The following is a 22,809-nucleotide window of genomic DNA, read 5'->3' as shown; positions in this document are numbered from 1 at the left end:
CAACTTAAAAACAAACAATTCAAAAAAAAACGTTGACTGTAAAGAATACTGACAAAAAACGTAGCTTTTAAAAACACCTAGCTGTTAAAAACCCGTAAATACGCTTAAAAGTGTTTCGCTTATACTAACATTACTGTTCAATAATCACACTACCAGTAACGTTCAACAGTAATTTGGCCTGGTTTACGACGTAAGTTTTTACTTAGCCCCTTTTGCTCCAGTATGGCTTGCGCATCGGTGATCATTGCTGGGTTGCCACACATGATCACCTGCGAGGTGGTAGGATCTAATGTTAGGCCAACTTGCTGCTCTAATAGGCCATTTTCTATGGCCTCTGGGATTCGGCTTCTTATTCCACCGGCATGATCTTCACGCGTGACCATAGGCTGATAAACAAACTGTTTCGAGTAGCGCTGCAGGTAATCATTCACCAATGTTTGGTAAGCCAAATCTTTGGCCTGTCTGACACCGTAAACCAAGATGATTTTGTCAAAACGTTGCCAAGGCTGAGGGGTTTCAAGCATAGAGAAATAAGGCCCAATGCCAGTGCCAGTACCAATAAGCCATAAGTGTTTGCCTGCTGGCACTTCATCTAACACCATAAACCCAGCAGCAGTCGTGGATACTTCAATCGTGTCGCCAACAGCTAAACAATGAAGATTAGGTGAAAGTAACCCCTCCTCTACTTTAATCGCCAGTATTTCAAGGTAGTCAGTATTGGGAGGATTTACCAAAGAGTAGGCTCGAGCAACTCGCTTACCGTCGCGCATTTCAGACAGCTTAATAAATTGGCCTGCGGTAAATGGAGAAATATCAGCTTGGATACGCAGGCTAAATAGCTCTTCGTTCCAATCTATACGTTGTATAACCTTGCCCTCTGTCCACATAAAAGCTCCTAATCACTAAGGTGTCAAATCATTCATGTACTGCGATGGTTTCACTTTGATGGTCAACAAAAATCAGTTTACTGGTGTCATATCCCGCCGCTTTAGCCTGTTGAAGCAAATCACTTAGCGTTTGATGCTCTATTTCAGGTGTTCGAGCTAACAACCATAAATACTCTCTACTCGGGCCGGCTACCAATGCATATTGATAGTCAAGCTCATCTAAAACGAACACCACATAAGCACCATAGAAAGGCCTAAAAAATGAAACTTTAAGATGTGCAATATCAGGTGTCTCAACAAAGTGGGCGATACCTTCAGCTTCAAACCACTGATTTTCTTGGGCCGAAAAGCCCTTATTCAATACCGTAACCTGGCTATCACCCCGCAGCGTATAACTGGCAGATACATGGCTTAAGCCACGTTCAAAAGAGTGATCTAAACGGGCAATTTCATACCACGTCCCTAAATAACGATCTAGATTAAAATTGCTGACGGGTTCGATACCTTCGGGCTTACCACTACAAGCCGACAAAATCAAAATAACGCTAGAGATGAACATTGATTTAATCATTTATATTGTCCCATAACTCAAAGCCATAAGGCCGCGATACAACCAATTAGGGTCATAACAAATAGAAACCACTTTAGCGTGCTAGCCGCTGCATTAATGGCAAACTTTACCGCATAGTGAGCCCCAATAATATAACCTACCGCTAGTACAAGACCTGGCAACCATAGCACTTGCCCCCTCGCTATAAACACCACCAAAGCAATACTCGTAAACGCTAAGGTGCACACCAGTTTTAGCGCATTTGCCCTAACTAAATCGTAGCGTAAACTGCCAGCGAGTGCTGCAACCAAAATAAAGCCAACCCCAGCTTGAACAAAACCACCATAAAACCCGGCCAAGCCTAAGCTCCATTTAGCCGACGGCGTATCTTTCACTTTTTTGGCAACCGTGCCGGCCTCAGGTGCAACCACCCCAGGTTTTACTAACATAAGGGCCGCCATTCCAAGCATAGCGCCTAACAATAAATATTTAATTATCCAAGACGGCGCATACGACGCCGCGACAGCCCCCAGCAAGCCCCCTACTAAAGTTGGCCATAAAATGGGAGCGACATCTTGGGTATCTAATTTACCGTGCTTGTTAAACCCCACTACACCGGTTAAACACTGTAAGAAGATACCAACACGATTGGTTGCATTAGCCAGCTCTGCGGGCATCCCCATGACCATTAACGCAGGTAAGGTCAAATTAGAGCCTCCCCCCGCTAAGGTATTAATCCCCCCCGCAAGCACACCAACCGTCAGCAATAAGGCTCCATGCCAAAGACTAAAATCCATAGGATACTCATTGAAATCATTGATTAAACAGACCTTAGCATTGACTCATCGTTAATTCAGTAGGCATTTGTTATCTTTAGTCTAACAACTGTTCTTTTTGTGCAACAATGGTTCAGATTAAGCAAATTAAACAAACCAAGGGTGCAGAAATTTGAGTTATGACTATACGATTATTGGCGGTGGTATTGTCGGTTTATCAACGGCTTGGCAGCTTCAACAACGGCACCCTAAGGCCAAAATACTGCTGATTGAAAAAGAAGCGCAATTAGCGTTTCACCAAACGGGCCATAATAGCGGCGTGATTCATGCTGGTGTTTATTACCAGCCCGGCAGCTTAAAAGCGCAATTTTGCAAGCAAGGCTTAAAGCAAACCATTGCATTCTGCCAGCAGTATGATATTGCCTACCAACAATGCGGAAAGCTATTAGTAGCAAGCAACACCAAAGAGCTACAACGCATGGACGCCTTAAGTCAACGTTGCATTGACAACGGCATCAAAATTCAGCAACTAAATGCGCAACAGCTCAATGACATAGAGCCAAACATCACAGGCTTAGGGGCGATAAAGGTTGAAGAAACGGGCATTGTAAATTACCAACAAATTTGCACTAAAATTGCTGATTTATTTACCCAACTAGGCGGTGAAATCCTACTCTCACATCAAGTGGTAGATCTAGCAGAAGATAGTCAAAAAATCACGATCAGCACCCAGCATAAAACAATAGAAAGCCAATACCTTATCGCTTGTGGTGGCTTAATGGCTGACCGCTTATGCCGAATGTTACAGCTAGATATTGATTTTCAAATTATTCCTTACCGTGGCGAATACTACCAACTTGCAGCCCGGCATAACCAAATAATTAAACATCTCATTTATCCCATCCCCGACCCTGAACTGCCTTTTCTCGGGGTCCACCTGACTAAAATGATTGATGGTTCAGTCACTGTTGGGCCTAACGCAGTGCAAGGTTGGTCGAGAGAGGGCTACAACAAGGGTTCATTTAACCTTGCAGATACCCAAGAAATGTTAACATTTTCGGGTTTCTGGAAAGTGGCCAAACAGCACTTTCGTAGTGGACTAGCCGAAACTAAAGACTCTTTATTTAAATCGGGTTACTTACAACGGGTAAGAAAATATTGCCCTAGCTTAACCATTCATGACCTAAGCCCCTATCCTGCGGGGATTAGAGCGCAAGCCGTATTGAATGACGGCAGTTTAGTGCATGACTTTTTGTTTGCACAAAGCCCTCGTAGCCTCCATGTATGTAACGCGCCATCTCCAGCGGCCACGTCGGCATTTCCTATTGGCGCTTACATTTGCGACAAGATAGACACAAAAAACCACTAGAGCAATTCGCCAGCCAAGGAGCCATTCAGCTAGGCGCTAGCGCCACATTGGTTAGCGCCCAAGAGCTTGTTGACTCAGGTTATAAAGAACATCAAAACCTTCAGGCTCAATTAGCGATGGCAGATATGATTGTGGCAACTAAAACAGGCCTGCATCAAGATACAGACCTACATGCCTTAAATGATTGCTTGCTCGTGCATGGCGAGCAAAACAAGCCGCAGGTTAGCAGCTAGCGCGGTGTTCTAGACCCTAAGCGATTATTAAGCTCTATGAAAAACACCTCTCTCTGTTCAGATTACCTGAATACTCCCCAGCTAATCCCTGCTGAACAATCTACAATTAAATCAAGCGGTGGGCTTGAAGCCGTTTTTAGTAAACAACATACCCAAGATGGGATTATGACTGGCTGGCTTGGCAGTTCCTGTCAGCTTATCGCGTTAACCAAGCCGCCTTGTTAGCTTAATTAGCATCACTCGCGGAGCAGACAATCGTATTAAGCTGATCTCTACACTGGCTGTACGCGAGCAACCCTTAAGTTCTCAACTACTGGGCTGTTGCGGCTATCATTCACTTTAACCACTCGCTCACGCGACTGTTTAGTGCTTAGCTAACCATTGCGAAGCATCAACGATTAATGGAGTACCACATGATAGAAGTAGGACAAACCATACCGGAAGCAGACTTAGCAGAGCTAAATAAAGACGGCATGCAAAATCATTCCACTCATGAGCTATTTGCAGGTAAAAAAGTCGTGTTGTTTGCGGTACCTGGCGCATTTACCCCAACTTGCTCAGAAGCCCATTTACCGGGCTTTATTCGTTTAGCCGAGCAAATTAAAGACAAGGGCGTCGACATCATTGCCTGCGTCTCAGTCAATGATGCCTTTGTAATGAATGCCTGGGGTAAAGCTCAAAATGCTAAAAACATTATGATGTTAGGCGATGGAGATGGCAGCTTAACCAAAGCCTTAGGCTTAGCCATGGACACCGCTAGCTTTGGCGGGTTACGCTCTCAGCGTTACGCGATGATAATTGATGATCTAACCGTTACCTCGGTCAATGTTGAACCGCCAAAAAGCTTTGAAGTCAGTAAGGCTGAGACAGTTTTAGATTTGTTATAAACACAAGGATCAGTAGCAGGCGACAGCGTCGCTTTCTTCGTTAGAAAGGAGTTCTGATTGCGCCATTTAGTTATCGCCTTAAGTTTATTTTCACTGAGCTTTGAGAGCTGGGCTTTTGGTGTATTAGGGCATCAATTGGTTGCTTATATTGCTCAGCAACAACTTAGCCCTGAAACAAACAAACAGGTCGCAATGCTTTTAAACGGCAAATCAATGATAAACGCCTCCACGTGGGCTGACCAAGTCAGGAAAAACGATGCTTGGAAACACACCGGCCCTTGGCATTACATCAATATTCCAAAAGGCAAAAGCTTACAACAAGCCCAGCGTAGCAGCAAAGGCGATATTCTGAGCCAACTACAACTATTTGAACAACAACTAAGCCAAACTACACTGCCACCCCAAAAGCGCCAACAAGCCCTGAAGTTTTATATTCATTTTGTCGCAGACCTTCACCAACCTTTACATGTGGCTTACGCCAAAGATCGCGGCGGCAATACAGTCCGAGTGAAATGGTACGGCAAGACCTCTAATTTGCATCGGGTATGGGACTCACAGTTACTCGACAGAAACGCAATGTCAGTTGCCCAATATGCCAAGCAATTGATCCGGGATTACCCGCAAGCAAAGGTTGAAGAAAGTTACCCGCAATGGCTAAACCAAACCCGTCAGCTGGTGCCCTTAAGCTATCAATATACGACTAAAAACTTGGCTGATAGTTACGCCAACAAAAATCGCCCTGTGGTAGAAGAACAAATAGTTAAAGCCGGTTATCGTTTGGCTAACAAGCTAAACCAACTGTTTGATCCCTCATTTAAGCAATAATTTTAATCCCGGATGATCGCTTTAGCCAGAGCAACGTTATACTCAATATTATGATTAAGAGATGCCATTATGAACAAATTTTCAAGTGACAATATATCAGTCGGTATTAGCAGCTGCTTATTAGGTGAAGAAGTTCGTTACGATGGCGGCCACAAACAATCACGTTTCTGCCGCATAGAATTGGCCGAATATTTTGATTTCGAACCCACTTGTCCGGAAATGGCGATAGGGATGGGTACGCCGCGCAAAACCATTCGTTTAGTACAGAATGAAGATATCATAAGCATTCAAGCGAGTGACGGTAGCTTTGATGTCACTGAAAAAATGAACAACTACGCAGATCGACGCTTACCGCAACTGGGTCACTTGAGCGGATATGTTGTATGCGCAAAATCACCTAGCTGTGGCATGGAACGTGTCAGTGTTTACTCTCCAGCCAAGAACAACGCTGAAAAATCTGGCGTTGGCGTGTTTACCGCAAAATTAATGCAAGCCTACCCTTTGTTACCCATTGAAGAAGACGGCCGACTTAACGACCCAGTGCTGCGCGAGAACTTTGTTAACCGCGTGTTTGCTTACCATGAGTGGAAAACCCTAGAACATGAAGGTTTTTCGGTAGCAAAAGTGCAAGCTTTCCATGCAAAATTCAAGTACTTATTGATGGCTCACAACCCTGAAAAGTACCGTGAACTAGGCCCTGTTGTGGCGGGTTTACGTAACAATAATCAACATGGCTTTGCAGAATACATTGAAGGTTTTATGACTATTTTGAAACACAACTGCAGCCGTAAAAACCACTGTAACGTACTGCAACATTTACAAGGTTACTTTAAACGCGACCTCAGCGCCCAACAGCGAGAAGAGCTTAGTGACCGAATTGATCAATACCGCCAAGGTTTGCTCCCGCTTTTGGTACCTATTAGCTTAATCCAGCATTACCAACGCGAGCATCCAAAAAAATATATCGCGATGCAAGCCTACTTAGCACCTCACCCTGAGAAACTAAGATTACGCTATAGCTTGTAACTAACATGGCAGTGCTGGCTTAGCCTTAAAGCTAGCACTGCCTTTTTAATCTCGTGATTATTACTGCAAATATTGTACTGCGAGTTTATCCAGCTCAGTTTGATTCAAAAAGCCCTGAGCTGCTCCGGCCTCTCCTATTTTATAAGAAGCAAACAACATGGCGCGCTGTAAGGCTGAATGAGCATTGTTATCTTTTAAATAATAATGAAGAAAACAAGAAAACAACGCATCTCCCGCGCCAATGGTATTTACGATACTACGCGTATTCATCGCCGGAAAATGACAAACCTCTGCAGATTGTTTGGTATATAACAGCGCACCTTGACTGCCTAAGCCCATTACAATCACTTGGTTTTGATAACGCTCTGCTATCTGCCAAATAACGCTATGGTAGTCGCCTTTTACCTGCTCATCACTGAGAAACACGATGTCGGCTGACGACAAAAATTGCTGATTATAGTCATCATTGATATCAGCCAAAGTATGCACATCTGTAGCGATTAACTTACCTGCCTTTTTAGCTTTGCTTAACATAGGGCGAGAGAAGTTAATATTACACAGCACGACCGCCTTACTTAAGGCTAGCGCCTTATCAAACGCCAATGCAGAATAAACACGCTGCTGAATATCTTTTAAGTCAACATGAATTTGCCGACGCCCTTGCTCGTCATACAAAATGACAGACTGAGGGCTTTGTTGCATAGACACATCAAAATGGGCATCAACTCCCTTTAGCTGGGCAACCGCGTGCCGAATTTGGTCACCGGCCATATCAGCGCCAATTAGAGATAGAAGATCCACTTGATTACCTAATGTGGCCAAGGCTTTGGCCACATTAAAACCAACCCCAGAAACACTGCTTTGAATACCATCAAATGGATAAGTAACGGGATAATAATGCTGTGGAAATCCCTCTATTTTCAGGGTGGTTTCAATATTTACCAAACCAGCCACAAGAATATTAGACATAACAATAATCAGCTAAACGAATAAGGTTTGAGTAAACTATCATAACTCAATGGTGGAACAAGCTTATTTGGCGCCAGCCGCAGGAGATATGCAGCTGCCTTACCCATGATAAATACTTAACCGTACCTGCTCGCCCAAACCTATGATTAGGTTTATCTTTTGTCGTCTTGTTCATGCCCTGCTCTATACTCTATTTCCTCATCCACACTCAATAATTTCAGTGTTTACTGTGTTAAAATGCACTTGCTCGCAAAAAAACTATACTTACAGGCGAAGCAAAATAAATAAAAAATCTAGACCTCTCAATTTTTAAATTTTAGGTAGAGCATCAACAATGAATAATTTTTTTAGAGTGTCACTAGTTGCGTCAACCATTACTGGATTACTCGCTTGTGGCGGAGATGGAGGCTCTGATATTACCCCTCCAAGCACGGCCAAGGTTTCATTTTCAATTGCCGACGCCCCGGTTGATAGCGCACAAGAAGTGAATGTTAGCTACGCCTCCATGACCTTACTGCGCACCGGACAAGATGATATAGAATTGCCGCTCGAAGATGAAAATGGCGACCCACTAAGCATTAACTTATTAGACTACCAAAACGGCGATAGCTTATTGGTACTCAGTGAGGCTGAACTGCCAGTGGGAGAATACAACGAGTTAATCCTAAACACTTATGAATGCCCACAAAACCAAAATGGTAGCAGCGAATTTTGTAATGTGCTTGAAGATTCAAATGCCGTCATTCCACTTAAAACACCCAGTAATAAGCTACGCTTAGGAAGCTTTACCGTTACTACTGAAGGCACTCAAGCCTACACCATCGACTTTAACCTGCGTAAATCATTGGTGAGTACCGCCAATGGACAGAGTTATAATTTAAAACCACATGGCGTCACCATTATTGATAATACAACCATTGGCTCAATTAGCGGCACTGTAGACCCTAACTTGTTTTCTGCTGGCGAGTGTTTAGCAGATCAAGGCAATGTTGTTTATTTATATACCGCGCCAATAGGTGAGTTAGAAATACTCGGTGATGAATTTGATCCTGAGATAGATACTGATGTTTCAGAATTGGTGCGTGCCCCCTATGCGTCAAAAATGGTGAGCTTAGATGACGATTCAAATGACTATCTCTATAGCTTTGCACATTTACCCGCAGGAGAGTATGTCGTGGCATTCAGTTGTAGTGCGCAGAACGATGACCCTGAGCTATATGACGAGATCATCATCGCTGACCCAATAGGGCAAGCGGAAACAATAACCGTAACTGAAGGTCTAGATACAGAATACCATTTTGTAGAAGCGATTTAGCAGCCCTTGGTAACAAAAAAGCCTGCTTCAAAGCAGGCTTTTTAAACACAGCAGTAAAAAAATTTAGTCTTTTTCGCTTAGCACGATTCCGGTTTTGCTGATGGTAATTAGGCCTTCTTTGTAAAGACGACCAATAGCCTTTTTAAAGCTTCCTTTACTCACGCCAAAAATTGCAGAAATAGCCTGAGGAGAACTTTTATCACTTAAGGCTAAATAACCTTGCTCGTCTTTTAGCTTAGCTAAAATAGCATCACCAATATCAATAGATTTTTGCACGCCGATCGGCTCAAGGCTTAAATCCAGCTTTTGGTCTTCACGTACTTTTTGAATATATCCAGTACATGCATATCCAGCACGAACCCGTTTAAATACTTGATCATAATACAACACGCCCCAGTGTTGGTTATTCACCACCACTTTGTAACCTAGCTCGGTGCGCCCTGCCACCAACAAATCAACTTTTTCGCCACGCTGGTAGTTATGATCAGATTTATCAATATAACGATCCAATTTATTGCTGGCTGCAATCCGTTGTTCGTTATCAAGATAAACATACACCACATAATGGCGATCGACTTCCATAGGCTGTTGTTGCTCAGCAAAAGGCAAAAACAGATCTTTATCTAGCCCCCAATCTAGGAAGATACCCACATCGTTAATATCTTTAACTTGCAAGTTAGCGCACTCGCCAACTTGAACTAAGGGCTTTTTGAGGGTGGCAATTAAGTTGCGCTCATTATCTCGATAGACAAAAACTTGCAGCTCATCACCGAGGGACAAGGCCGCTTCAATTTCTCTAGACGGCAACAGCACATCGCCAAATTCGCCACCATCGAGGTAGGCACCTATGTCAGCTATTTCGATAACAGCCAATTGATTAAGGCGTCCAATTTCTAGCATTTTCATTCTCTTTCTGATTCAACAGACTCTCAGCGAGCCAATGTGCAAGTATAACATGCAAAGAGCCATAAACACTTAGCTTTATTAGCTAAGCCGGTTTCAGTGTATTCACAATAGTAGATACCTGTAGGCTCACGTCTGACTCAATTTTAGTGGCTAATTTATAGGCCGACTCCACCTGCGTTTTCACCGTATTCATTTTAGAAGTAAAGCTGCCTACGTGCTCAGTTTGCTCGCGAATATACTTGCTAGCCTGATGAGCAACTTGCGCAGAAGTTTTCGCCTGCTCTCTTACTTGGCTAGTGGTTTCCATTAACTTTGAGGAAATTAACTGCTGGTGCTCACTGGCTTCTTGGATACCGCCAATGTTTGACTCTAAACTATCCGACGATTGTTTGAGTTGGTTAAGGATACCGGTGATTTCTTCAAGTGACGTTTGGGTGCGCATCGATAAGGTTCTTACTTCATCAGCCACTACAGCGAAGCCACGACCATGCTCCCCTGCTCGCGCCGATTCGATAGCAGCGTTCAAGGCCAATAAATTAGTTTGCTCGGCAATGCCGCGAATCACGTTCAAAATAGCACTAACATCGGTCACGGCGGTCACTAGTGTAGCTAAAGATTGGCGCCCTTCAACCACCGCGGTGCGAGTGCGTATGCTGGCACTTATCACTTGCTCTACATCTTGCTGTGATTCATTCATCGCATTTTTAGTGGCGTTGGCGTTGTGTTCAACATCGCTAGACACTTGGTTTAATTGCTCGGTAAGATCGCGTAATTGCTCCATTAGCAATTGCGACTCAGAGACCTGTAAATCGGTTTGTTCTGAATTTCGATAAACTTGCCTAACTTGCTCGGAAACCGAATCAAGCGAACGAGACACGACTGAAAGCTGTTGGTTTTTTAGTTCTTCCAAGCTTTCTTGTTTACTTAACAATTGATTAAAGAAAGTGGCTATTTCGCCAATTTCAGTGTTTTTTCTACGAACATTTAAACGCTCGATACTGCCGTTTTCAACTAACAAGGCAAAACCATTGCGCAGCTCGCGTAGCGGTTTAAGTACGGTACTTTGCATGACCAACTGCATCACTAGCGCAATCAACAAAATTAAACCCGCTACGCTATACAAAGTAAACTCCACACCATCCATTACTCTGTCACGTAAGCGAATAACGCCTTGTTCTGCGAATAATATTTGTTGAGTAAGCTGCTCTATATCGGCAGTCAGTGCACTGCGTAGCTTCATTCGTTTTTCGATAAGCACATTGGTTGATTGCAGCTCTCGAGGATAACGCAAGCTTAAGCTCAGCAACTCACTTTTTAGCTCTTCCGCTAAATCGCTGGCAGCTTCTTGCTCTCCAAGGGCAAACTCATCAACTTCAACACGACGCATTATTCCCAGCAGCGGCAAACCGTTAATCGCTTCTACGTATTGACGTACTTGACTAAACGCATCGTTGTAAGCTGACTGACTCACCTCACTAGGGCTAGAAAAATAACGGCTGCGTTGCATCGACAAACTGACTAAGGCATTCATTAACTCGCTGCCATGTCGAATGTAAGCGACCGCATCACTGCCGTTGGCGTTAAGTCCGTAATCTACGGTGCTATCGGCCCACCCCAACATTTCTCGCTCTGCATTAATCAATAAGCCTTGTTCGTTGCCACTAAGTTTACCTAATGCTAAATAACGTTCTTGCAGCGCAGTAAGTAACGCATTAAGTAACATAGAAAGCTCGCTAAGCTGTTGCTGCTCAGCGCGTTGAATCAACTCTAATAACAAGGTCTCGGCTTCACTTAACTGTAAAGTGTTTCCCGTATTGAGGTAGTTATTTACTTTGCCCACCAGTTGACTATTGAACTGGGAATTAAGGGATTGGTAGTTTTGTAATTGCTGATTAGACGCAGATATTTTAACTAAAGAAAAATACAAAGCCACAATGAGCACAGCACTTATTGCCAGCAATGAAAATGCTGATAACCTCGAGAATCGTGATACTCGCATAAAAACTCCAATAGCAGATCATTAAATAGGCATCTGCTGTTATCCCTAACGAGAGCCTTATTAGGCTCTAAATTGGGCGAAGATTTTATTAGCGAAACATGACAAGAACATGACAATGACAGTTACACCAAGAAGGAAAATAAGAATAAAATATATACAAAACAAATGTTTATACTTATTTCTTACTTTAGCTTCTGTCAAGGTCTTAAATAAAGCGACTACAATGTGCAGACTATGTGAGAACAGATAAACTACCAACTGCTTTAGAACACTCAACAGCCCTAAATCACAGTATTATCGGCACACATAGTTGTAAGTCGAATAACTCATTTTGATCGAGAAATTGGCACCGTTGATAATGTACAAAAGCAGGCGTATCCCCCAAGCGGTAACCACTTTTGGGCAACCATTCAACATAAAATTTATGCAAAATAGGCAGTAAATCGCCATACTGACCCGATAACTGAAGCGTTGCATGCATTCCCCCTGGAATGGTTAAGCAACTCACCGGCCCTCTTCGTAAAATAGTCTGTTCAAGCGCAAGGCAAGCAACATAATGACAAAGCGGTGCTGGCACAATATCAGGGTTAGAGTGGTATAAACCTAACAACTTATCTTGGCGCCATTCCACACCTTGACCATCAGCCCATACTTGCAGTTTTTCATAAGCTTGACGAATGCTGCGGTCATACCCCTGATGCCTGACATAGGCAACCGTTTGCGCCTCTAAGCGCTGTATAGATATCTCAGGCAAGCTGAGTTGTTCGGCTTGGCGCATCCGCAGCCTAAGCTCTTCAGTCCAACTCTGCTGATAGTTCGCCCGACTATAATCATCATAGCCACCAGCACGCCATTGTTTTGGAGAGCGACCGAAGAGTTTTTTAAATGCTTGAGAAAAAGACGAAGGCGATTGAAAACCGCATTTAAGGGCAGCATCTTGCACTGTAAGCTGAGGCGAAAAAATTAATAGGTTAGCGCAACGCTCCAGACGGGTCCGCTTAATATAGTCATTAACATTTTCACCGGTCACCCACTTAAAGCAGCGATGGAAATGAAACGGAGAATAAGCGGCAATATTAGCAAGCTGTTTGGCATTCATCGGCTCGGCAATGGATTGATGAATATGATACAGCACATCATTGATACGACTTTGTCGATTTACATCGGTATTCAATGACATAACGATCTCTCCAAGCTATTAGCCTCGCAACTCACAAAAAATAGCACAAGTGGACAAGTATTTGCACATTAATACTAACGCTTAATGCCCCTCAGTTCTGTAATCATAAGGCCTTACCGACACCTGATACCAACAACAAAGAGCAATATATGCTACAGCCAAGTAAACGGGTACAACAGACCAAAGAGTCTTACATTCGCAATATACTAAAAGTGATTCAACAACCGGGTATGCTGTCGTTAGCAGGCGGTCTACCAGATGCGAGTCGCTTCCCGCTAGCAATGTTAGAACAAGCAGCCATTGAGCTTGCTAAGCAACCGAGTATCTACCAATACGGTGCGACAGAGGGATTAACAGAACTACGCGAGTGGCTGCTTAACCACCAAGCACTCGCTGAAGACGTCATTGTCACCAGTGGTTCACAACAAGCCTTAGATTTAATCGCTCGTTGCTATTTAAACCCTGGGGACCGAGTGCTATGTGAAACGCCCAGCTATTTAGGTGCGTTACAAATTTTCGACTTGGCTGAAGCGCAAACACTGGCGGTGCGCAGTGAGCAAGATGGTCCAGATGTAGACGATTTAGAAAAAGTATTGGCATCGACACCCATTAAGCTATTTTACGCAGTACCTGATTTTCAAAACCCCAGCGGCCGCAGCTGGAGCTTAAGCAAACGCAAAGCGGTGGCAGAGCTGTTAGCCAAATATAACGTGGCTTTTGTCGAAGATGCTCCTTATCGCGAGTTACGCTTTGAAGGAGAATCCCTACCTACCGTTACTGAGCTGTGCGCAGGCGAAGCCTTCTTCCTTGGTTCATTCTCAAAAATTGCGACTCCTAGCCTGCGAGTGGGTTATGTGATGGCGTCAAAAGACTTATTAGGCCCCTTGAAAAAAGTAAAACAAGCCAGCGATTTACACTCGGCTTTACCCATGCAAAAAATGTTACTGTCGACAGTTAGCCACCCAGACTTTACGCGGCACCTTGAACAACTAACCGCTCACTATTGTTTACGACGCGATGCCTTAGTAGCCGCTTTAGACAAACATTTAGCCCACTACCTAGACTTCGAAATACCGCAAGGAGGCATGTTTATTTGGTGTCGCTTAAAACACCACCAAGCTTATCAAATTGCAGCTGCCGCACTCGAACAAAAGGTAGCAGTAGTGCCCGGTGATGAGTTTTGGCCCGCCAAGCTAAAAGTAGATTACCAAGCTATTCGGTTAAACTTTACCTCGCTAGAGCCCAAGCAATTAGAGCAAGCAGTGATTGGTTTGGCTAAGGTGATGCAACAAATAAACACCTAACATCAAGCGCAGTATTTTTGGTCTGTCGCTGAAGATTTATAATTGTTTGCTGGGATGAGCATTATCTCAGCACCTAATAATAGTCAGTTCAGCTGATGGGCTCAGCGTTGCGATGCAATGTACCTAGCCAGCTTATTCGCGAAGGCACCAAACACTCTATTTTGGACGCTTTGCAAAGCGACACCTCGCAAAACAACGCGGCCAAACAGCCGCCTACTCATGTTATGGCGAATCTTGATCACCAAGGTGAACATCAATATAACGCGCCTTTTTCTTCTCTTTAAGTTGCTGTAGATCGACTAATACCAAACCATCAATACATTGATTAAACTCGGGGTCGACATTGAAGTCGATAAACTGCACACCACCTACAAGGCACAACTCGGTGTATTGCTTATACAAAGTAGGGACCGCTGTTCCCATGGTAGCCAAGGCGCTTTTCAGTTGGGCAAAATCCGTTTTATAGTCCTCACCGGTAAACCTCATATTGATACTGCATGTATTCTGTTTAGCCAATTGATAAGGCTGACGAGAGCAGGCAAAACGCTTGGTGGCGGGAAAGTAAGTTTGATAGAAATGAATCAGTAAGTCTCGTCCCGCTTCAGGCATAGCAGCACTGATGCTCACCGGACCAAACAAATAACGATATTGTGGGTTGCGCGCTAAAAAAGCGCCGATACCTAACCACAAGTAATCGAGGCTTCGTTTACCCCAGTATTTAGGCTGAACAAAGCTACGACCTAACTCAATGCCCGATTGTAAAAAATCACAGCTATCAATATCATATTCAAATAATGACTGGCTATAAAGCGCATCAATACCATGCTCTTCGATTAAACGTTTTGTATCAGTAAATCGATAGGCACCGGCAATTTCTAAGTGTTCGGTGTCCCACAAGATCAAGTGGATATAATTAGCATCAAATTTGTCGGTATCAGTGCGTCTACCGGTACCTTCTCCTACCGCTCGAAAAGACAACTCTCGTAACCGGCCTAATTCCGATAGGATCACTGGTTGAGAGTTACCATAACAAAGGCAAATCTGTTTACCGTCAGGTGTTTCACCAATATGTTCTAATTGCTTTATGGCTTTTTTAAGCGCTAGGCGTTGCTCCGGATGTGCGATAGCGGCTTCTGTTTGAAATAGTCCCTTCTTGTTATTGCCAATTCTATAGAGGTGCTTTTTTAACAACTGAGCTTGAGTTGAGCGTTCTAAACCACTTAGGCCAAAGCTTTTCACGGGTATTTGCTCGCCAACCACCATAGAAAATACCTTATCCCGATGAAAAAATAGCTCCTTAACTAACAATAAAGTAGACAAGGGCCGATAAACAAAGGAACAGAAATAAAACAACTTGCTGTTTTTGGCTTTTACACAAATAGGTAACAAAGGTGTATTCGCTTTAATTGCAATACTCACAAAACCTTTAGACCACTTGCCGTCTTGAATTTTATGGCCTTTCAAGCGCGATACTTCACCAGCCGGAAATATAATCACCGCCCCTTCATTATCTAGCTGATCTTTAATTGCCATCAGCTGTTTGCGCTGACTATTACCGCGCATGTTATCAACGGGCAATAGCAAATCCTCTAAAGGCTTAATGGCAGAGAGCACTTCATTGGCGACAATTTTAACGTCTTTGCGAACCTGACTAACCAAGTGCAGCAACGCTAAACCGTCAACAGATCCAATAGGATGATTAGCAATAATCACTACCCGCCCTTCACTAGGGATCCGCTCTCGTTCATTTTGACTGACCCGATAACTAATGTTCAATTCAGCAAATACTTGGTCAATAAATGCCACGCCTTTCAAATGCGGATGTTGCTCCCCAAACGCCTGAAATTCGTCTTCAAATAAAACTTTGCTGAAAAACCATTTAACTATTGAATAACGTCGCGGATGCTGAGATAAACTGGGGTAATGTTGATTAAGTACCTGCTGCGCTGAAATCATTGTGCTCTCCCTATATTCGCCGTTAGGCTAGAAGTAGAACATGACAAAGTGGCAACATTTTTATGGCAAAAGCATGACAATGCTTCATTAAAGAGTGCAGCTACGCGCTAGACCCACAAAGAAAAATGATAGGGACTATTAATGCAAATAGGCAGTAAAAAACCTCAGGTAGTATTGTATTTAAACTGTGACAAGCCGACGCTACCGAATGACTATCAGCATTTAAGAGGGGCTGAATTAAGCCAAGCAATATTACTTAGCAATAATAATAATTGGCGAAAAATCCTCTCTCTATTCGCTAAATTAACAGCCCCAGATGATGACTGGAGAAGCTACCTGCATAGGCACTTATTAGCGGAACAACAGATTAGTTTTAACCAAGAATTACTAGCGACAGCCAGTAAACACATCATCGCAGGAAAGAGTAATTGGCAACGATTTGGCGCATACTTCCAAGAAGACAGTGCAATACATCAAAGAAAAAGGATTTATTTTTCAAATAACCGACTTTTTACGCCTTACCTAGATTACCGACAATTTCCAAATAGTTTAGTCGCTGATTGCCGGCAGTTACTGTACCCACACTGAGCCAATAAAGCCTAGCCAACTGAAATATATAAACTTAATTAGCCCGCATTTAAAAGACCAAATTAAGCTTGCTGTTAATTGATAAATCCAACAAAAACAAAACCATAGCCGAAATTGCGTCTATTAGCTAGCTGTTAAGTTTGACAGTTTAAATAATAAGCAAGCTGGATTGTACTCATAGCATCATCACTTTAAGGGATAGATGCTCATGGACTTTATTAACGGCGTTGCAGACCAACTTACCAGCTCAACATTTCAGCACCTAAATCACTACCGTCATAAAGTGTTTGTGGAGATGCTAGGCTGGGAATTAGACACCCCTAACGGTATCGAGCAAGATCAATTTGACCGCGACGACACAGTTTACGTGATAGGTAAAAATACCCAAAACAACATTAGTGGTTGCGCACGATTACTCCCCACTACCCAACCCTATTTACTCGAAGAAGTCTTTCCGGAGTTATTAAATGGCTTAGCATGCCCAAAACGAACAGACATTTGGGAATTGTCGCGATTTGCCGCCGTCGATTTCGACAACCCCAATCAAGCACCTACTCAAATGATGTCAAGTGAAGCGCTGGCATTGTTAACGGCCTCGATAGAATGCGCCAAACGACACGGTGCCAAACGCTTAATTTCGGTATCGCCATTGGGGATAGAACGAATGCTGCGTAATGCTGGCTTTCGTTACCATCGTGCAGGCCCGCCTAAAGTAGTAAACGGTTATGCCTTATTTGCCTGTTACATTGATATAACTTAATCCATGCTCATTGGCGACTTGCGGTAGCGACTCTTTATCGCTTCCGCTGTAGTTGCCTGCCAAACCATATCACCAATGGCTTGAAGCAATAACTCATCGTTACAACGCGGGCTAACATCAAAACCATCTTCTTGCAGCTGGATGTTACTACGTGGAAAACCTTTTACTTGGCATTGCATCTGGCCATTCTTCCATTGCCAGTGCCAATCCCAACCAAGAGTGATAGCACACACATTTTCATATAGCCATTCGGTATAGCCACTAAAAATAGCCTGTTCACTATTAAATTCTTCCGCACTGATGTTATCTAAGCCAGAAATAATATGGCTAAACGCGAGCACATTGAGCTGCTCAATCGATAATCTAACCAAACCATCACTACTAGGCACAACCTGATAGCGCGATGATTTGATTGTATTCTGTACACTTGCCTGTGTTTTCATAGTCTTTTTGTTTTATTTATTTGAACTCTCCCTCATCAAATCATTTTGGTGTTTAAGCTTCAATTGTCAACATTAACAGTTGCGCTATACTAGATAACAACTACAAACATGATTATGCGCAATTTTTGCATATTTAGGAAAAGATAACTCGCTGATGGAAGCTTGGTTAGAAGAACAGTTCTGCTTACTTGATACTAAAGGTTCTAGCGACGCCTTTTTTCTCGAACTATCCAAAATAACTAATGCATTAGGTTTCGATTTCTGTGCTTATGGCTTACGCGTTCCCTACCCATTATCTGCCCCACGAACGGAGATGCTTAATAATTACCCCACTATTTGGCAACATACCTATCAAGAAAAAAACTATTTAGAGGTCGACCCCACTGTACATCATGGTATGACGTCACAGCTGCCGATAGTTTGGAGCGACCAAGTGTTCGCTCATACTCCTGAATTGATGGAAGATGCTCGTGCGTTTGGTTTAGAATACGGTTGGGCTCAATCTTCTAGGCAAGCTAACGGGACCGTAGGTATGCTGACACTGGCGCGTTCCTCTGAAATGCTCACGCCCGCGGAATTAGTCCGCTATCGATATCAATTATTGTGGTTAACTCAAGTGGCTCATCATGGACTAGCCTCGAGAATTACCGCTGAAAAACTAGAGATACCTGAATTAAGTGTTCGTGAATTAGAGATGCTGAAATGGACCGCCGACGGTAAAACAGCCGAAGAAATTGCAACCATATTGGGCATTGCCGCCCGCACGGTGAACTTTCATATTAGTCAAGCCATGCGCAAGTTAGACGTAGTCAACAAAACAGCAGCTACAGTTAAGGCTGCGTTAATGGGTCTAATTTAGCCCAACATAGCGAATAAAATCTGCTAAATATCAACACCTCCCTGCGTCACTAGCACTATACTATGCCGCAATCACCATTGTTTTTTAATGCACAAAAATGACTCTAGATCTGGATTTTCACGCCACCCTTTACCAGTTTGGTTTAATCGCCGTTTTTGTGTTTGCGTTAACCGGAGCCCTCGCCGCCGCTAAACGCGAACTAGATATACTGGCTTTTGTATTTGTCGGCATCGTAACCGGTATTGGTGGCGGAACCATTCGAGATTTGTTGTTACGCACTGAGCAAATTTTTTGGATCGCCGACCCTAGCTATCTTAGCGTCTGTATTGTGGCCTCCGTCATGACCTATTTCTTTGCCCATTGGGTGATTAAAATTGACCGGATATTATTATGGATGGATGCCGCCGGTATCGCTTTATTTGCAGTATTGGGCACCAGTAAAGCCTTAAGCTATGGGGTGGCGCCTTTAGTGGCAATTTTAATGGGGGTGATTAGTTCTACTTTAGGTTCGGCGATCCGCGACCAAATGTTACAAACCAAGCTGGTCATTTTTGAACCTGAAATATATGTCACCGCTTGCCTATTGGGTAGCGTAAGTTATGTGACACTCGCTTATCTGGGGTGTAGTGAAATACATAATATTCTACTGTCTAGCGGGGCCGCTTTCTTGCTGAGAATATTGGCGATAGAATTAGATCTTAGATTCCCCGGCTTCACCCTAACTAAACTGCAAAACCGGGAAATTCGTAAACAAAACAACAAGCCTTAAATATGCTCACCAATCGCATTTACATGAAATACGTGCTCAACCCCAGCGATGGCATCTAGCAAACTCTGAGTAGCCGGCGTTGCTATATCCATAAGGGTATAAGCAACATCGTTACGGCTTTTGTTAAGCATGTCGATAACATTAATATCCATGTCTGAAAGCAAGGCAAGTACATTGCTTAAAACTTTAGGTACATTCTCATTGGCGAATGCGAGCCTAAAGCCCTCTGTTCGACTCAGCTTGATATTAGGGAAGTTCACTGAATTGTGAATATTGCCGTTTTCAAGGAAATCTATCAGCTGCCTTGCGGCCATCACGGCACAGTTTTGTTCAGCCTCATTAGTACTGGCGCCTAAATGCGGCAACATCAACACCTTTGAATGATTGAGTAAGGCTAAACTAGGAAAGTCAGTCACGTATTGCGCCAGCTGTTGTTGCGATAAAGCGGTCAGTATGGCGTCTTCATCTACAATCGTTCCGCGAGCAAAGTTCAGTAATACCGCACCTTGCTTAATGGCAGTTAAATTCTCACTATTGATCAAACCTTGGGTATGCTTATTAGCAGGTACATGCAAGGTCACGTAGTCGCTAAGCGCTAATAAGTCTTTTAACTCATCAGCACATTCAACCTCAGAAGATAAACGCCAAGCAGCTTGGACACTGAGGGCGGGGTCAAATCCCACCACTTTCATACCCAAGGCTAACGCGGCATGAGCCACTTCGGCACCAATCGCCCCTAGCCCTATTACCCCTAAAGTTTTGCCTGTTAGCTCAGAGCCAACAAAGCGTTTCTTTTCACCTTCAACCATCAATTGCAACGCTTTGGCATCAAGCTCTGGCGATAACTCACCAATAAAGCTAAGCCCTGAGGCGATATTTCTAGCGCTGAGTAGCATTCCACCTAATACTAGCTCTTTTACTGCATTGGCATTTGCGCCAGGTGTATTAAACACAACGATACCCTGCTCGGTGCAGCGTTGAATTGGAATATTGTTAACCCCAGCACCACAACGTGCTAAGGCTTTTACTTCAGTGGGGAAGTCATAATCATGTAAGTTGGCACTGCGCAACATAATCGCATCAGGCGCAGTTTGCCCTTCGGCAACTTTATAGTGTTCAGCAAAACACGCTAAACCTTGTTGGTGAATATTGTTAATGGTCCGAATATTCGGCATACAGTTTCTCCCTAAACAACAAACTCGATGTTTTCGTGACAAACTGCAGCACGAAAATGATTCACTTATTAATTCAAATTTATAAACACACCTGACGATAAGCCCACGCAAGCCATGGCATAAATCGGCTTAAATCTTCTTGTTCAACGGTTGCCCCGCACCAAATGCGCAAACCAGCAGGCGCGTCTCTATAGGCGCCAATATCAAAAGCGACCTGCTCTTGGTCAAGCAAGGCTATAATGGCTTTTACCTGTTCGACGCTGGCATCCAACGTGAGGCAAACACTGGTATTTGATAAGGTGTCAGACTGTTGAGCTAAAAAGCTAATCCACGAGTTATCATCGACAAACTGCTTTATGACTTCGAGGTTTTGTTGAGACTTGCTGATGCTTGCCGAGACTCCTCCCAACGATTCAACCCATTGGAGGGCGTCAACATAGTCCGCCACACATAACATCGACGGCGTGTTAATCGTTTCGCCTTTGAATATACCTTCAATGAGTTTCCCTCCTTGGGTTAATCTAAATACTTTAGGCATTGGCCAACTTGGCTGATAACTCTCTAATCGTTGCACTGCACGAGGGCTAAGAATGATCACACCGTGAGCGCCTTCTCCGCCTAAGGCTTTTTGCCAGCTATAAGTAACAACATCCAGTTTCTCCCATGGTAAAGCCATGGCAAATACTGCAGAGGTAGCATCACAAATGGTTAAGCCGCTGCGCTGCGGATCAATCCAATCGCCATTGGGAACAGCCACACCTGATGTTGTGCCGTTCCAAGTGAAAATACAGTCATTTTCAGGCTTAGCTTGAGTCATATCAGGTAACAAACCGTAATCACTACTGTAATGATTAACCTGTTCCAACTTAAGCTGCTTAGTCACATCGGTAAACCAGCCCTTGCCAAACGACTCCCAAGAAAAAATATCTACCGCTTTTGGCCCTAATAGTGACCACATCACCATTTCCATTGCCCCGGTATCTGAGCCTGGCACAATACCAACTCGATAACCTTCGGGGAGATCGAGTAGTTTATGTGTTAACTCAATGGCTTCAGCTAATTGCGCCTTACCAATTTTACTGCGGTGTGAACGTCCCAAAGCCTCAATATTAAGTTGGCTAAGTTGATAACCCGGTCTTTTAGCACAAGGCCCAGAAGAAAAATTTGGGCAATTGGGTTTTAACTGCGGTTTCATTGACTATCCTTGTAGGTGAGTGCCATTAGGCAAATTAGAAACTAAGTTGAAGGCAGTATAAGCCAGAGTCTCTGCCTATAAAATGACCTAGCACCAACTTTACACTTCAGAAAAAACTTCAATATTATCAACGTAAAATAAACAAAGACTGAGGCATAAACATCACAATAAATAGCTAAAACCGTGCTTATAACTGGAAATGAGCCAAACTACCTCATTTCAAACTAAAGCGATGACCGGGCACTTTCGCCAGTAGCTAAAGCGCGTTAATATTAGGTGATATAAACAGACCATAGCTGTGAGTTTACCCTGTCTTCTTTTCGTTATTGTCCCCAATGCGCCAAAGCTAGCTTAAAGCACGTCGATATTAAACAATGGGCCTGCCAACAATGTAAATTTAGCTATTTTCATAATATGGCTTCAACCGCTGGTGCCTTAGTCATTTGCGACCAACAATTGCTACTGGTTGAACGAGCTATTAAGCCAAGAAAAGGATGCTGGGATCTACCAGGCGGCTTTATTGAGTATGGTGAGAGCTTAGAGCAAGGTTTACACAGAGAGTTACATGAAGAGTTAGGTTTGACCCTCGATAACCAACAGATCCGCTACTTCGGCTCCTATGCAAATCAATATCGCTATAACGATGTGCTTTACCATACTTGTGATTGCTTCTTTATCTGCACGCTAAACCGTAAACCGTTATTGCAGGCCCAAGATGACGTGGCTGCTTATCAGTGGCATTCTTTAAAAAACCTTCCTTTTGATACAATCGCATTTACTTCAGTAAATCAAGCACTTAAAGACCTCGTCAAATCACCCTGCTAAATAGTTTACAAAT

23 protein-coding genes are annotated in these 22,809 nt (G+C 43.4%); 12 read left to right on the top strand and 11 right to left on the bottom strand.

Going from position 1 to position 22,809, the window contains the following annotated elements; translation table 11 throughout:
- Positions 1-149 precede the first annotated feature (149 nt).
- From ACVFI8_RS16275 to ACVFI8_RS16265, 3 genes are read right to left on the bottom strand one after another with little or no spacing between them, the layout of a single operon-like run.
- Positions 150-887 (bottom strand): ferredoxin--NADP reductase, encoded by a 738-nt coding sequence (locus ACVFI8_RS16275; RefSeq protein WP_248712532.1) that lies wholly within the window; start codon positions 885-887, stop codon positions 150-152.
- A 28-nt stretch (positions 888-915) separates the two neighbouring features.
- Positions 916-1,458: a lipocalin family protein gene (locus ACVFI8_RS16270; protein WP_248712533.1), complete on the bottom strand. Its 543-nt coding sequence runs from the start codon at positions 1,456-1,458 to the stop codon at positions 916-918.
- A 17-nt stretch (positions 1,459-1,475) separates the two neighbouring features.
- Complete coding sequence (locus ACVFI8_RS16265) at positions 1,476-2,234, bottom strand: sulfite exporter TauE/SafE family protein (protein ID WP_248712534.1); 759 nt, start codon at positions 2,232-2,234, stop codon at positions 1,476-1,478.
- Between the two features lie 151 nt (positions 2,235-2,385).
- Between ACVFI8_RS16265 and lhgO the strand changes: the two genes are divergently transcribed.
- From lhgO to ACVFI8_RS16240, 5 genes are all read left to right on the top strand, one after another.
- Positions 2,386-3,582: an L-2-hydroxyglutarate oxidase gene (gene lhgO, locus ACVFI8_RS16260; RefSeq protein ID WP_248712535.1), complete on the top strand. Its 1,197-nt coding sequence runs from the start codon at positions 2,386-2,388 to the stop codon at positions 3,580-3,582.
- Complete coding sequence (locus ACVFI8_RS16255; protein ID WP_248712536.1) at positions 3,552-3,815, top strand: GTP-binding protein; 264 nt, start codon at positions 3,552-3,554, stop codon at positions 3,813-3,815. The genes lhgO and ACVFI8_RS16255 overlap by 31 nt, the downstream gene beginning before the upstream one ends.
- 413 nt (positions 3,816-4,228) lie before the next feature.
- Positions 4,229-4,702, top strand: coding sequence for a peroxiredoxin (locus tag ACVFI8_RS16250; protein ID WP_248712538.1), 474 nt, complete (start codon positions 4,229-4,231; stop codon positions 4,700-4,702).
- A 57-nt stretch (positions 4,703-4,759) separates the two neighbouring features.
- The gene (locus ACVFI8_RS16245; RefSeq protein WP_248712539.1) at positions 4,760-5,527 is read left to right on the top strand and encodes a S1/P1 nuclease; all 768 of its coding nucleotides are present in this window, start codon (positions 4,760-4,762) and stop codon (positions 5,525-5,527) included.
- A gap of 69 nt (positions 5,528-5,596) precedes the next feature.
- Positions 5,597-6,553 carry a YbgA family protein gene (locus tag ACVFI8_RS16240; protein WP_248712540.1) on the top strand — a complete coding sequence of 319 codons (957 nt, stop codon included), beginning with the start codon at positions 5,597-5,599 and terminating at the stop codon, positions 6,551-6,553.
- A gap of 60 nt (positions 6,554-6,613) precedes the next feature.
- On the opposite strand, the gene ACVFI8_RS16235 is transcribed toward ACVFI8_RS16240, so the two are convergent.
- Positions 6,614-7,522 (bottom strand): carbohydrate kinase family protein, encoded by a 909-nt coding sequence (locus ACVFI8_RS16235; protein ID WP_248712541.1) that lies wholly within the window; start codon positions 7,520-7,522, stop codon positions 6,614-6,616.
- Positions 7,523-7,856: 334 nt separating this feature from the next.
- Between ACVFI8_RS16235 and ACVFI8_RS16230 the strand changes: the two genes are divergently transcribed.
- On the top strand, positions 7,857-8,837 hold the full coding sequence (locus ACVFI8_RS16230; RefSeq protein ID WP_248712542.1) for a DUF4382 domain-containing protein: 981 nt from the start codon (positions 7,857-7,859) through the stop codon (positions 8,835-8,837).
- Between the two features lie 63 nt (positions 8,838-8,900).
- On the opposite strand, the gene ACVFI8_RS16225 is transcribed toward ACVFI8_RS16230, so the two are convergent.
- From ACVFI8_RS16225 to ACVFI8_RS16215, 3 genes are all read right to left on the bottom strand, one after another.
- The gene (locus ACVFI8_RS16225; RefSeq protein WP_248712543.1) at positions 8,901-9,737 is read right to left on the bottom strand and encodes a CvfB family protein; all 837 of its coding nucleotides are present in this window, start codon (positions 9,735-9,737) and stop codon (positions 8,901-8,903) included.
- Positions 9,738-9,825: 88 nt separating this feature from the next.
- On the bottom strand, positions 9,826-11,742 hold the full coding sequence (locus ACVFI8_RS16220) for a methyl-accepting chemotaxis protein (RefSeq protein ID WP_248712544.1): 1,917 nt from the start codon (positions 11,740-11,742) through the stop codon (positions 9,826-9,828).
- Positions 11,743-12,028: 286 nt separating this feature from the next.
- Positions 12,029-12,922, bottom strand: a complete 894-nt coding sequence (locus ACVFI8_RS16215) for an AraC family transcriptional regulator (RefSeq protein WP_457871936.1) — start codon at positions 12,920-12,922, stop codon at positions 12,029-12,031.
- 149 nt (positions 12,923-13,071) lie between these two features.
- Here ACVFI8_RS16215 and ACVFI8_RS16210 point away from each other — a divergent pair, with 149 nt between their 5' ends.
- Entirely contained in the window at positions 13,072-14,226 is a 1,155-nt protein-coding gene (locus ACVFI8_RS16210) for an aminotransferase-like domain-containing protein (protein WP_457871935.1), read from the top strand.
- A 222-nt stretch (positions 14,227-14,448) separates the two neighbouring features.
- On the opposite strand, the gene ACVFI8_RS16205 is transcribed toward ACVFI8_RS16210, so the two are convergent.
- Entirely contained in the window at positions 14,449-16,182 is a 1,734-nt protein-coding gene (locus tag ACVFI8_RS16205; RefSeq protein ID WP_457871934.1) for a lysophospholipid acyltransferase family protein, read from the bottom strand.
- A gap of 141 nt (positions 16,183-16,323) precedes the next feature.
- On the opposite strand from ACVFI8_RS16205, the gene ACVFI8_RS16200 reads away from it, so the two are divergent.
- Together ACVFI8_RS16200 and ACVFI8_RS16195 are read left to right on the top strand one after the other, a co-directional pair.
- On the top strand, positions 16,324-16,770 hold the full coding sequence (locus ACVFI8_RS16200) for a DUF6942 family protein (RefSeq protein ID WP_457871932.1): 447 nt from the start codon (positions 16,324-16,326) through the stop codon (positions 16,768-16,770).
- 208 nt (positions 16,771-16,978) lie between these two features.
- A complete protein-coding gene (locus tag ACVFI8_RS16195) occupies positions 16,979-17,530 on the top strand; it encodes an acyl-homoserine-lactone synthase (RefSeq protein WP_248712549.1) in 552 nt (183 codons plus the stop codon).
- Here ACVFI8_RS16195 and ACVFI8_RS16190 read toward each other — a convergent pair.
- Positions 17,527-17,973, bottom strand: coding sequence for a DUF4902 domain-containing protein (locus tag ACVFI8_RS16190; RefSeq protein WP_248712550.1), 447 nt, complete (start codon positions 17,971-17,973; stop codon positions 17,527-17,529). The genes ACVFI8_RS16195 and ACVFI8_RS16190 overlap by 4 nt on opposite strands.
- A 154-nt stretch (positions 17,974-18,127) precedes the next feature.
- Here ACVFI8_RS16190 and ACVFI8_RS16185 point away from each other — a divergent pair, with 154 nt between their 5' ends.
- Positions 18,128-18,832, top strand: a complete 705-nt coding sequence (locus ACVFI8_RS16185) for an autoinducer binding domain-containing protein (RefSeq protein WP_248712551.1) — start codon at positions 18,128-18,130, stop codon at positions 18,830-18,832.
- 97 nt (positions 18,833-18,929) lie between these two features.
- Positions 18,930-19,601 carry a trimeric intracellular cation channel family protein gene (locus tag ACVFI8_RS16180; protein WP_457871931.1) on the top strand — a complete coding sequence of 224 codons (672 nt, stop codon included), beginning with the start codon at positions 18,930-18,932 and terminating at the stop codon, positions 19,599-19,601.
- On the opposite strand, the gene ACVFI8_RS16175 is transcribed toward ACVFI8_RS16180, so the two are convergent.
- Positions 19,598-20,776 (bottom strand): 3-phosphoglycerate dehydrogenase family protein, encoded by a 1,179-nt coding sequence (locus ACVFI8_RS16175; protein WP_457871930.1) that lies wholly within the window; start codon positions 20,774-20,776, stop codon positions 19,598-19,600. The two genes, ACVFI8_RS16180 and ACVFI8_RS16175, sit on opposite strands and share 4 nt — an antisense overlap.
- A 79-nt stretch (positions 20,777-20,855) precedes the next feature.
- On the bottom strand, positions 20,856-21,971 hold the full coding sequence (locus ACVFI8_RS16170; RefSeq protein WP_248712554.1) for a phosphoserine transaminase: 1,116 nt from the start codon (positions 21,969-21,971) through the stop codon (positions 20,856-20,858).
- A gap of 414 nt (positions 21,972-22,385) precedes the next feature.
- On the opposite strand from ACVFI8_RS16170, the gene ACVFI8_RS16165 reads away from it, so the two are divergent.
- The gene (locus tag ACVFI8_RS16165) at positions 22,386-22,796 is read left to right on the top strand and encodes an NUDIX hydrolase (protein WP_457871929.1); all 411 of its coding nucleotides are present in this window, start codon (positions 22,386-22,388) and stop codon (positions 22,794-22,796) included.
- Positions 22,797-22,809: the final 13 nt, after the last annotated feature.

It is taken from the genome of Agarivorans sp. MS3-6 (assembly GCF_054112545.1).
Note: the sequence above shows the minus strand (reverse complement) of the source record. Positions and strands in the feature narration are given on the sequence as shown.